The sequence below is a fragment of the Pseudoduganella ginsengisoli genome (assembly GCF_009720865.1).
Classification (GTDB): Bacteria; Pseudomonadota; Gammaproteobacteria; order Burkholderiales; family Burkholderiaceae_D; genus Rugamonas; species Rugamonas ginsengisoli.
Window position 1 is genome coordinate 171860 of sequence record NZ_WNLA01000005.1, and the last position, 12101, is coordinate 183960.

A 12101-nucleotide genomic window follows, 5' to 3' on the forward strand; every position below is an offset into this window, starting at 1 on the left:
CAGGTCCTCCTTAGCGGCGCTGCGCTGCTTGCAGCGCGCTGTCGATGGCAGGCAATTGCGCCTGCAGGAAAGCACGCAACGTGGCGCGCGCTGCTTCGGCCCCTTCCGCCGTCGGGCGGGCCAGCGGTGTCGATACCAGCACGGTGGCGCCGTCATCGCCGCGCCACGTCAGCTTGTACCACGCCTGCCACAGCTTGCCGCCATAGTTGCTGGCGGTATCGTGGCCGCCTACGCGCAGCCAGTACCACACCAGCTGGTCGCCTTCCGGACCGCTGATGCGCGCTTCGCGCAGCGCCAGCGTGCGGCCATTCACCGCCACCTGGGCCGTGCCGTTGGCCACCACGTGGTTCGCCTCTTTTTCACCGGTCAGCTTGTTGGAAGAGCTGATCAGCGCCTTGCTGTTGCTCTGGTTACGGTAAGCCATGATGTGGACGGCCACGGGCGCGCCATCGGCTGCCTGCACCACCTGGCTGATGCTGGCGTCGGCCGGCATGTAGCGCGGCTCCCAGGTGGAATATGGCTTGGCCGGCGGCAGTGGCAGCGACAGCGCCAGTTGCGGTACGGCGGGGTTGTAGTTGACGTGGTCGTTGTATGCGGCCATGACCGGCCAGATGGCGGCCACCGCCACCGTCACCAGCGCGGCAATGGCGCTAGTGCGCGTCGGCACGGCAGGCTGCGCGGCCGCCGCCTGGATGGTGGCCGGCGCCGCCGCCTCTTCATCTTCGCGCCAATAGCCGCCGATCCAGAACATCAGCAGCATGACGAGGCCGAAGAACAGCCAGCCATAAATCAAGTGATCGACGCCGACCGCCAAGGTCATGCCGCTGTAGTGGCCCAGCAAGACGATCATGACGGCCCGCAAGCCATTGGCAATCACGGGCACCACCAGCGACAGCAGCACGAAGCAGGCGCGCCGCCACGTGCTGGTGTACGTCAGGTACGCGTACAGGAAGCCCAGCGTGATCGACGACACCAGGTAGCGCAAGCCGCTGCACGCTTCCACGACGGACCAGTTACCGCTGGGGATTTCAAAGTGCGTGCCGTTGCGCAGCACGGGCATGCCCATCAACTGCAACGTCCACACCGTGAAGTCCGCCGTGAAATTGATCAGCGGGTCGATCAGCACTTCGCCAAAGGGCACGGCAGCCAGCAGGAACAGCAGCGGGAACGCAAACGAGCGCGCCAGCTGCACGCCGACGATGGCCAGCACGGCCAGCGGCAGCATGGCGACGAATGCATATTGCATCACGACTTGCACTTCACCCATGCGCGCCAGCAGCCACGCGGCGCCGGCCAAGCCCAGGGCCACCAGCGCAGGCCAGTATGGACGGGGCGGATACAGCGCCAGGTTGTCACGGCGGCGCCAGATCAGCCACAGGCTGATGGGCAAAATCACGTAGCCGTGCATGAAGGTTTCCGAACTGTTCCAGATCGCCACCAGCGAGGCGGCGGTGGCGAAGTACAGCGCCACCATCAACAGCAGCGCCGCTGCCGCCAGCACGGCGGCATGGCGGGCAGCGGGCGGCGCCGATGGAATGGAGATGGCCGGCGCGGCGGCGGGGGTATTGGTCAGCATAGCTTGGCCTCGATGCTGGCCAGGTTGGTTTGCCAGCTATAGCGTTGCAGCACACGCGCACGCGCGGCCGCGCCGACGGCGCGCGCACCATCCGGCTGTTGCAATTGAGTGATGACGGCTTGCGCGAAATCGTCCGGACTTTCCGCCAGCAGCAATTCGCTGCCCGGCGTCGCGTCGATGCCTTCCAGCGCTTGCGGCGACACGATGCATGCCTTGGCCATGGCCATCGCTTCCAGCACTTTATTCTGGATGCCGCGCGCCACGCGCAGCGGGGCGACCGACAGTTCCGCGTGCGCCAGGTAGGGCCGCACGTCGGGCACGGTGCCCGTCACGATGACGCTGTTGGCTTTCGCCAGCGCCTGCACGGCGGGCGATGGACGCGCGCCGACGATGTAGAAACGCAGGCCGGGCACGGCTTGCTGCACTTTGGGCAGTACTTGCGCCGTAAACCATTCGACCGCATCGATATTCGGCCAGTAATCCATCGCACCGGTAAACACGATGGCGCGCTCGCCATCGGCAAACGGCGACGCATACGCATGGTCCGGCGAAAAATACGCGGTATCGACACCGTTATTGAAGTAGCCGATGCGGGACGTGCTTTCCGGGGCCAGGCGGGTAAACAGCGCCGCTTCCGGCGCGGACACGAACAGCGCCGCATCGCTGCTAGCCGCCACTTCGCGCTCATAGCGCAGCAATTGCGTGGCTTCATAGCGGAACAGCAGGCTGGCCGGCCACGGTTTTTTCTCCGCGTATTCGCGCCATTTTTCAGAATCCACGTCGACGAAATCCACCACGCGGTGCGCTTGCGGATAATCGGCCGCATATTGCGCCATGGCCGAGGAAAACACGACGATGCGGTCGATCTTGTTCGCGCGCACGGTCTGGTCGACCCACGCGCGCAATTTGCTGTCGCGGTAATAGTCGAGCGACAGTGAGCGGCGTCCCAGCAGCGCGCCCAGGCTGCGCACGCGCGCCAGCTTCGGGTTCAGGTTGGCGAAATGGCTGCTGGCGCACAGTTGCTGTACGTGCGGCACGTGCTGCCAGTCATCCGCGTCATCGATGAACGTGGCCAAATGCACGCGGTAGCGCTGCGACAAGTGCTTGAGGATATGGTACGAGCGGATCTTGTCGCCCTTATTTGGCGGATAAGGGATACGGTGGACCAGCAACAGGAGATCTTGTTGGGCTTGCATGCTTATCCCAGGCTGCGGACGATGAACGGGCCGAGGAAATTGGCCACCGGCAGCGGCAGCTTTTTCCACATTTTGATGAACAACTGGTATTTCGGGTTCAGCGGGTTATTGTCCGGCAGTTCCGTCGACGCGATCAGCTTGTATTCATAGGCCAGTTGCGTCGGCTCAAAGCCCCAGTTCTTCTTGAAGTCGAATGCGCCCGTGCCGCGCTTGCTGCGGCCGAAATCAAAGATGCGCACGCCGCGCGAAGCTGCATATTGCATCAGGTTCCAGTACATGAAGTCATTGCCCGCGCATTCGCGCGCCGCTGGCAAGCTGCCGCCGTAATACGGCAACACTTCATCGCGCCAGTAAAAACTCATGACGCCGGCAATCAATTCATCGCCGCGCAAAATCACACGGATTTCGCATTCCTCGCCAAACACTTCCTTGATGACGGCAAAGTATTTTTTGGAAAACACGGGCGTGCCAAGGCGGTGCACACTGACGGAATACGCGGTGAAGAAACGGTCGACATTGTCTTCCACGACAGCGCGCAAGCCGCACTTGATGCCTTTACGGACCATCGCGCGCTGCTTGCGGGGAATCGCATTCATATTGGTTTCATCATCCGCCGAGATTTCTTTGCGGAAGGTGACGTACAGTTCTTTCTGGTACCACGATGCATCGCCGGGATGGGCCGGCGACAGGTTGCGGTATTCCAGGTGGCCCACATTCAATTCGCGCGCCAGCTTTTCCGCTGCCGCATCGAGCATGGGACGCGCCGCGTCATCGGTGGCGGCCACGCCGCCCAGCACGCAAAACGGCAGCGACGCCAGCGAGTGGCCAAATAAACGGCTTTTGACTTCCGCCAGGCACAGGATGCCGACAATGTGGCCATCGCGTTCCGCATAATAAAACCACGTCTTGTGGCCATACACGCGGTCGATAATGGTTTGCCAGCCGGCGCGGTGGAAGAACGTGGCTTCCGGGCAGGCGGCCACAAACGCGTCCCAGCGCGCCATGTCGGCCGGCTGCATCAGCTTGACGGTCAGGGCGCGCGTGCCGGGCGCGGCCGGAGGGGCCGCAGCGTGGTCTGCTAATTGCATGGTTTATGCCTGTTTCAGGAAAATGCGGTCCATCCGGTCCCACGCGAAGTCGCGCGTCAGGGCCTGGATGCGGCTATCCATTTTTGCCAGGTTGACGTAATGACGGAAGCGGGTTTTCAAGTTGATGCCGTCCGGGCGCGGCTGGCCAGGATCGATTTCCCACGGGTGGAAATAGAAAATCGCGGGCTGGCCATCGCGCTGGTTCACTTGCTGCATCATCCAGCGCGACAGCGCGTACGGGAACAGGCGGAAATAGCCGCCGCCGCCGGCCGGCATGTTGCGCTGGCCCATGCGGACCGTCGTGATCGGCACTTCCAGCAAGCCTTCGCTGCCATTCGGGTGCCACGCAAAGCGGGGCGCATCGGGCATGCCGTAGTGGTCGTGCTGCACGGGATAGATACTGGAACTGTAGCGGTAGCCGGCGTCATGCAGCGCTTCCAGCGCCCACAGGTTGCCGGGGCCGATGGAAAAGCTGGGCGCGCGGTAACCCAGCACTTGCTGGCCGCCGATATCTTCCAGGATGGCCTTGGCCGACCCGATGTCTTGCATGAATTGCGCACGGTCCTGGTCCGATGCGCGCAAATGGCCATAGCCATGGCTGGCCAGTTCGTGGCCGCCCGCGACGATGCGCTTGACCATGGCGGGATAGCGTTCGGCAATCCAGCCCAGCGTAAAGAACGTGGCTTTGACATTGCCTTCTTCGAGGATGGCCAGGATGCGGTCCACATTGCGTTCGACGCGGCATTCGCGCGTGGGCCAGCTGTCGCGTTCGATATAAGGGGCAAACGCCGACACCTGGAAGTAATCTTCCACGTCGATGGTCATGGCGTTGCGGATAGGAGCTGATGTACTCATGGTCGTCCGTTCTGCAGCCAGGACAGCGTGGCTTGCGCGATGCGTACCGCCGCCTGGCCGTCCCAGTAGTGCGGCACGCGTCCGGCTTTGCCGCCGCCTGCCAGCAATTGATCATAAATGGCCAGGATGCGCTGCGCATCCGTGCCGGCAATGGTATTGGTACCCTGTTCGACCGTGATGGGCCGTTCAGTGTTGTCGCGCAAGGTGATGCAAGGCACGCCGAGCGCAGTGGTTTCTTCCTGGATGCCGCCGGAATCCGTCAGCACGACGCGCGCCGACCGCATCAGTCCCAGCATTTCCAGGTAGCCCTGGGGCGGCAGCAGCAGCACATCTTGCCGCGCCAACAGGTGTTGCAAGCCGTGCCGCTCGATGGCGGCGCGGGTGCGGGGGTGCAGCGGCAGCACCACCGGCGTACGGCCGGCTATGTGCGCCACGGTGTCCAGCAAGCCACGCAACACGGCCGCATCATCGACGTTTGCCGGACGGTGCAAGGTCACGACGGCATAGCCGTCGGGGGCCGACGTGAAGCCGGGGCGGCCTGCCGCAGCCACGGTCTGTTCCGCCGGCGCCGCGTTGGGCAAGTTACCCAGCAAGGTATCGATCATCACGTTGCCCACGTAATGGATGCGCTCCGCTGCAATCCCTTCGCGCAGCAAATGGCCTTGCGCGGCGGGCTCCGTCGTGAACAGCAGCGCGGCAATCTGGTCCGTCAGCACGCGGTTGATTTCTTCCGGCATCGTGCGGTCAAAACTGCGCAGACCCGCTTCCACGTGGATCACGGGGGTACCCCGCTTGACGGCCACCAAGGTGCAGGCCAAGGTGGAATTCACGTCGCCCACCACCAATACCGCGTGCGGCTGCAACGCGTCGAGCACAGGTTCGAACTTGCACATGATGTCGGCAGTTTGCTGCGCATGGCTGCCGGAGCCTGCCGCCAGGTTCACGTCCGGTTCGGGAATACCCAATTCAGCAAAGAATTGCGCACTCATGGCTTCGTCGTAGTGCTGGCCCGTATGCACGAGCTTGACGTCCACTTGCGGGCCCAGCGCCTGCAGCGCTTTCATGACCGGGGCAATCTTCATGAAATTCGGCCGTGCACCGGCCACGCAGGCGATACGGTACGGCAGGGCGACACTGTCCGGCGGCAGGCTCATGGTGCAATCAATCGTTGTTGTCCTGGCTGGACGGCGTGCTGGCGCCGGCCGGCTGGGCGACAATTTTTTTCAAGATATTCAATACCGACACGACCGACTTTTCCAGCCGCATCATGCGTTCATCCATGGCATCCGGATAGCTGGCAATCGCGGCAGCCAGCTCCGCTTCGTCGCTGTGGCGCGCATCAGGGGCGGCGGCAGCCACTGCTGCCGGCGGCGGCTGGAATTCCGCCTGGATGTCGCGGATCACATCATCGACATGTTTGTCGTTGAACTCATGCAACTCTTCCAGGAAGCCCATCAGCATCAAACGGTCGCACAAATGGTTCGTCATGCGGGGAATGCCGCCCGAATATTCATAAATCGCCGCATGGGCTGCCGGCGTGAACGACGGGTTATTGTTCCAGCCCACCGTATGCAAGCGGTGTTCGATATACGCCTGGGTTTCCACGGCGTCCATCGGACCCAGGTGATACGTGGCAATCACGCGCTGGCGCAATTGCTGCATGTCCGGGCTGTGCAGCGTCGTGCGGAATTCCGGCTGGCCCAGCAGGAAGGTTTGCAGCAGCGATTTATCGTCGGTCTGGAAGTTTGACAGCATGCGCAATTCTTCCACCGTGCGCGGCGACAGGTTTTGCGCTTCATCGACCACCAGCAGCGCGCGCTTGCCTTGCGCATCGCACGTGCGCAGGAACGTTTCCAGGCGGCTCAGCAGGGCGCTCTTGTTGGCGTCTTCGGCCGGCAAGCCAAACGCGGACACCACCATGCGCAGCACGTCTTCCGCATTCAAGTGCGTATTGACCAGGTGCGCGGCTACGATGTGCTGCGCTTCCAAGGTGCTGAGCATGTTGCGCACCAGCGTGGTCTTGCCTGCGCCGACTTCACCCGTGATGACGATAAAGCCTTCGCCTTGCGACAAGCCATATTCCAGGTAAGCCATGGCCCGTTTATGGCCTTTGCTTCCAAAGAAGAAATGGGGATCGGGGCGCAGTCGGAACGGCTTGTCGCTGAGCCCATAATAACTTTCATACATCCTGCAGACTCCGCTAGAACTGTTTGTTAAGGGTCGCTGAGACAGCGTTTTCCGTGTACTGGGCGATGCCCAGGCCGCCCTTGATGCGGCGCAAGTCGATCGCGGCGCTCAGCTTGGGCTGCAATTGACGTGTCAGCCCGACGCGTATGCTGCGGTTGAGGTTGCTGGTATGCGCTGACAGCGAGCGCATGCGCGACACATCGGCCGTGGCCCGCAAGCCGTCGCGCGACGTCAGGCGCCACGTCAGGGTCGCGTTGGCGCCCGTCTGGCTGGTATTTTCATTCAATTGCGACAGCGAGCTACCCAGCAAATTCGAATCCACGACGGCGCTCGACAAGGCATTGCGGCGCATATCCTGCAGCGTCAGCACGGTGGTTGCATGGGCGCCATTCATGACCAGTGCTGCCTGGAATTGCTTTTGCAGGAAGTAGCGGTTGCTGAAGTAATTGATATTGTTGGCCAGCGACGATGGCAGGCCGGCCGCCTGGATATACGCTTCCACCACCTGGCGCCGCGCAACGGGATCCGCGATGGTGGAAGAAAACATCCGGTCCAGCGTCGTGAACGTATCGATGGTCGACGGCAGCAGGAATTGCTGGCGCGTACTGGTCACGGCATCGTTGTAATTCAGTGTCCAGATCGACGCGCGGGCACGGTATTGCGCTTCCAGCAAGTAGCTGTTGCCGTAGAAATGCCTGCCGGCGCTGGCTTTCACGTGGGTCCGCGTGCTGGGCTGCCATTCCATCCCGACTTCCCACGCCGCACCGCTATTGCGGCCGCCCAGCGCCTGATAATCAAAGCTGTCATAGCCGGCCTGGGCCGTTAAGTTGAATTGTGCACTGGCCAGCCAGCGCAGATTGGCGCTGGCATTTTCACTGGTGGACGAACCGCCCACGGCCGTCGTGGCCAATCCCTGTTGTTTGCTCTTGCTCGCTTGCAATCCCCAACCCAGCTGGCGGAATGCCGTGCCGCTGTTGATACTCAGCGAATACGTATCGCCGGTCGAATTATTCAAACCGGATTTGGACGACGTCACGCGGTCATAGGCATAGCGCAATTCCGCATTGGCATACGGGCCAAAGCGGTGTTTGAAGTAAGGGCTGACGCGGGCGGTTTTGACTTCCACAAAATTGTCGGTCGCAAACGAGTTGCCTGCGGTCGGCGACAGGGCGCCAAAGATCGACACGTTTTGCTGCGAAATGTTGGCCGTCGCGTCCACAAACAGCAATTCTTCGATCAGCTTGCCTTTGGCTTCAGCGGACAAGTTCTGGGTGCCATGCTGCGTGCCGCCGACTGCCTTGTCGGCATATTCGTAAAACTGCTTGCTATAAGTGGCGTGCAAATCCAGGCGCGGCCCTTTATTGTCCAGGCTGAACGCCGGCGACAGGGTCGTGACCCAGTTCTCCTGCGCGACCGGGCGCAAGGCAATGTTGTCGGAATACGTTTCTGACAATGAAAATTGCGGGATAAATTTCCAGTCTGCCCGGCATGCGGGCGACAGCGCCAGCAGGGCCAGGGCGACAGCTGCCGGCGCCGGCGCCAGCCGTGGCGCGCGCGGGACGGCACGGCCGAGCCAATTAACCGTAGTGATAGTCATACGTTTCCGTACCTGGGAACTCGCGGGTCTTGTTGTAAATCAGATTAACGTTCGGCAACCCTTCCAGCTGGCGCAGCGATTCTTTCACGGCGTGCTGGGTCGTACGTTCCGCTTCTACCACGACAACAATCTGGCCCATGTGACCGGCCAGCACGTGGGCTTCACTGGTCAGCAGCAGGGGCGGCGAGTCGAAAATCACGATACGGTCAGGATAGCGGTTGGCAATTTCATGGACCAGATTCGTCATCGTCTGGCTGGCCAGCAATTCCGTAGCGCGGGACGAGTTTGTACCCGCAGGCAAGATCGTGAAAGTATCGACATTGGTCCGCAACATGACTTCCTGCATGTCGAGCTTGTCGTCGAGCAGCAAATCCATCAAACCGCGCTGGGCCGGCAAGCCCAGCGTGCGCAGAACGGAAGGGCGCGCCACGTCGGCGTCCACCAGCAGCACGGTATGGTCCAGTTCCATGGCGATACTCATCGCCAGGTTGATGGAACAGAAGGTCTTGCCTTCGCCAGGCAGGGAGCTGGTGACCATGATCAGGTTGCCTGGATTTTCCCCCGGGTCGCGCTGCGCCAGGGCGCGCTTGATCAGCGGGCGCTTGATGATACGGAAATCCTCGACCAGCATGGTGCGGCCGCCGGCGGCAGTCACCAGGCCGATTTCCTGCATGCGCTTCAAGTCTAGTTCGACGCGCTTGGTGTTACGGCGCACGGGTTTTTCAGCGGGGGCGGCAGCTGCTTCGGGTGCAACCGCCGGTGCTGCCGGTTCCTGCGCTGTCACCGGCGTTACCGGCGTTTCCGCCACGGCCGGCGCGGCTGCCAGTTCCGCCGCTGGCTGCACTGCAGGTTGATCCACGGGCTGGGCTACCGTCTTCCCTTCCAACGGGGCTTGCTGTGCGGGCGCATCCGGTGCAGCGGCGGGCTGTTTGTTTTCCAGGCGGCTTGCCGCCCGTTCAATAATGCTCATTTCGTTCCCCGTACAAGGACTAAGACTTCAGCAGCAACGCTGCCATGACGCCGCCATAGGCTGTAAACAACAGGGCGACTGCCGCAGAGAAGGCATACAGGCGGCGGCGGCGGCGGATTTTTTGCTCGTCGGTCCAATTCATGCTGATACTGCCCAGGATGGGCAAGCCGGTCGCGGCTCGCAACGCATTTTGCGTCACGAAGGTTGGGCGAACCTGGCTCATCAGTAATGCCACGCCCAGGCCCGCAACCAGCGCACCGGCAAACACCAGCGACATCAGGCGCGGACGCTGCGGGCCGGTCGGCACGGTCGGCGCTGTCGGCGGGTCAATCACGCGGAAGCTCATCATGTCGGTGGCGGACGTCAAGTCGCCCGACAGGCGGGCCGCTTCACGGCGTTCCACCAGTTTCGTATAGTTTTCCTTGTTCACCGCGTAATCGCGGTTCAGCTGGGCCAGTTGCGCTTCCACTTCCGGCGCCGCAACGCTCTGCGTGCGTGCCGAGCCCAGGCGCGATGCATATTCATTGACGCGGGCCTTCAGCGAGGCCACGCGCGCTTCTTCGACGGACAGGGCAACGTTCATTTGCTGCATCATCGGGCTGAAATTCGCGCCCGGATCATTCGGCCGCCCGCCGCGCTTCTTGGCTTCTTCCTTCTTGCGTGCTTGCAACTGCGCCAGCAAGCGCTTGCTCGACACGATGTCCGGATGCTCTTCCGTGTATTGCATGCGCAACTGGTCCAGATTCTTTTCCAGCGCCTGAATGCGGCCGTCGAGTTCCGGATTGATGGAATCAGTGTCCGACGTGGTGGCGGCAGCCACAGGCGCCGGATCTTCGCCGGCGATCTGCCGTTTCAGTGCATTGCGCGCCTGCTCCGCTTCCGCCAGTTCCAGCTTAGCTTGGCTCAGCTTGTCGGACAGATCCGTGATGATGGAGCTGTAATCGCTGCCCTGGCGCGGCAGCACGTTCATGTGCTGGATTTTGAATTCCTTCAGCGCATTTTCACCGGCAGCCAGCTTTTCTTCGTACGTCTTGATTTGCTCGTCAATAAATTGCACGGCCTTGTCGGACTCTTGTTTCTTGCCGCCGAATGAGCCTTCCACGAAGATCGTCAGCAGCGACTGCACGATTTCCTTGCCCAGCTTGGGATTGGAATTGCTATAGGAAATCGTGTAAATGTCGTCGCGTTCCGTACCCGTGATTTTGATGGCCGAAGTCAATTCGTCGACCATTTGTTCATGGTCTTGCACCGTCTTGTTTTTGATGTCGAGGTCGACCATGCGCATCACGCGCTCGACGTTCGGGCGGCTGATCAGCGTGCGGCGCATGAATTGCACCTGCTGTTCCACGTTGGGCACCGTGGTCATGGTGGAGAGCAGCGGTTTCAAGATACTTTGGGTATCGACATACACGCGTGCGGATGCCTGGTAGGAATCCGGCAACCGGTAGACGACCGTCCAGCCGATCACGGAAATTGCCCACGTGATCCCAACCGCGTACCAGCGGTATTTGCCTATCGCCTTCAGGAACGTCAGGATAAGGGCCTGTAATTCTGCCATGCGTCTATCTCACCTAAGGTGCTGTAGCAAGCCTGTACTTGCCTAAAATACATCAAAACTGTTCTATGATACAGGAGAAATGATTGCTTGTTGCTACTAATATGCATGGGAACTCAGCTGTGCGGCGGGGATAGCGGAGATCATGAATTCTGAAACAATCATTTCTGATAGAACAATTTTGCCCAAGTATGGATTGTGACAGGAAGTGCCTGCCATGTGTGGGTATTCTCCTATCGTGCTGCACGGAAAATCTGATATTGTGACGGCGCCCCAACTACCCGCCACGCCGCCATGCCGATCCGCTTGCTGTGCCTCTGCTTCTCGCTGTTTTTTGCACTGGAGCCGGCCCGTGCTGCGGATCTGAGCACCACCATTGCGGCAGTCAAGCCCTCCATCGTTGCCATCGGCACATCATTGCCAACCCGTAGCCCGGCCGTGATTTTCTTTGGCACCGGATGGGTGACGGGCGATGGCCTCAGTGTCATCACCAACGCCCACGTGGTCAGCAATGCCATTAAAGCGGACCAGAAAGAAAGCCTGGGCATCGTGATTGCGGGCGAGGGCAATACCATTGCATTCCGCGCCGCCACCTTGGCCGGTGTCGATCCCGACCATGACCTGGCGCATTTGCGGCTGGCGGGCGGCCCGCCGTTGCCAGCCTTGAAACTGGGCGATTCCGCAACGTTGCGCGAAGGACGCGAACTGGCGCTGACCGGGTTTCCTCTGGGAATGGTACTAGGATTGCACCATGTCACGCACAGGGCGACGCTGTCCGCCATCACGCCGATCATCATCCCATCGATCGGGGCGCGCCAGCTCGATGCGCGCGCTATTGTGCAATTGGCGCGGCCTTTCGATATCTTCCAGCTGGACGGAACCGCCTATCCCGGCAATAGCGGCAGCCCTGTCTACGACCCGGCTGACGGCACTGTCTACGCTGTTATTAATATGGGGTTCGTCAAAGGCTTCAAGGAAGCCGCCATTACCAATCCCAGCGGCATTTCCTATGCGATTCCCGGGCGCTATGTGTCCGCACTGCTGCAAAGAGCTGCCCAATAGTAAATATTCCTGCTA

At 61.2% G+C, this 12101-nt stretch carries 10 protein-coding genes; 1 reads left to right on the plus strand and 9 read right to left on the minus strand.

All coding sequences use genetic code 11. The features are described from left to right. Window positions 1-10: 10 nt before the first annotated feature. Genes xrtA through GM668_RS10875 form a run of 9 tightly spaced genes read right to left on the minus strand, consistent with a single transcriptional unit; the run spans window position 11 to window position 11027 of the window. Complete coding sequence (xrtA, locus tag GM668_RS10835) at window positions 11-1576, minus strand: exosortase A (RefSeq protein ID WP_155438964.1); 1566 nt, start codon at window positions 1574-1576, stop codon at window positions 11-13. Next, window positions 1570-2772, minus strand: coding sequence for a TIGR03087 family PEP-CTERM/XrtA system glycosyltransferase (locus tag GM668_RS10840; RefSeq protein WP_155438965.1), 1203 nt, complete (start codon window positions 2770-2772; stop codon window positions 1570-1572). Before GM668_RS10840 ends, xrtA begins: the two co-directional genes overlap by 7 nt. Window positions 2773-2774: 2 nt before the next feature. Beyond that, complete coding sequence (locus GM668_RS10845; RefSeq protein ID WP_155438966.1) at window positions 2775-3860, minus strand: FemAB family XrtA/PEP-CTERM system-associated protein; 1086 nt, start codon at window positions 3858-3860, stop codon at window positions 2775-2777. Window positions 3861-3863: 3 nt separating this feature from the next. Beyond that, window positions 3864-4715, minus strand: coding sequence for an XrtA system polysaccharide deacetylase (locus tag GM668_RS10850; protein ID WP_155438967.1), 852 nt, complete (start codon window positions 4713-4715; stop codon window positions 3864-3866). Next, a complete protein-coding gene (gene wecB, locus GM668_RS10855) occupies window positions 4712-5869 on the minus strand; it encodes a non-hydrolyzing UDP-N-acetylglucosamine 2-epimerase (protein ID WP_155438968.1) in 1158 nt (385 codons plus the stop codon). The genes GM668_RS10850 and wecB overlap by 4 nt, the downstream gene beginning before the upstream one ends. A 7-nt stretch (window positions 5870-5876) precedes the next feature. Continuing rightward, entirely contained in the window at window positions 5877-6902 is a 1026-nt protein-coding gene (locus tag GM668_RS10860) for an XrtA/PEP-CTERM system-associated ATPase (RefSeq protein WP_155438969.1), read from the minus strand. Window positions 6903-6915: 13 nt separating this feature from the next. Continuing rightward, a complete protein-coding gene (locus GM668_RS10865) occupies window positions 6916-8499 on the minus strand; it encodes a TIGR03016 family PEP-CTERM system-associated outer membrane protein (protein ID WP_155438970.1) in 1584 nt (527 codons plus the stop codon). Beyond that, window positions 8480-9469 (minus strand): XrtA-associated tyrosine autokinase, encoded by a 990-nt coding sequence (locus GM668_RS10870; protein WP_155438971.1) that lies wholly within the window; start codon window positions 9467-9469, stop codon window positions 8480-8482. The genes GM668_RS10865 and GM668_RS10870 overlap by 20 nt, the downstream gene beginning before the upstream one ends. A gap of 19 nt (window positions 9470-9488) precedes the next feature. Next, on the minus strand, window positions 9489-11027 hold the full coding sequence (locus GM668_RS10875) for an XrtA system polysaccharide chain length determinant (protein WP_155438972.1): 1539 nt from the start codon (window positions 11025-11027) through the stop codon (window positions 9489-9491). 291 nt (window positions 11028-11318) lie between these two features. Between GM668_RS10875 and GM668_RS10880 the strand changes: the two genes are divergently transcribed. Continuing rightward, on the plus strand, window positions 11319-12086 hold the full coding sequence (locus GM668_RS10880) for a S1 family peptidase (RefSeq protein ID WP_155438973.1): 768 nt from the start codon (window positions 11319-11321) through the stop codon (window positions 12084-12086). Window positions 12087-12101 lie beyond the last annotated feature (15 nt).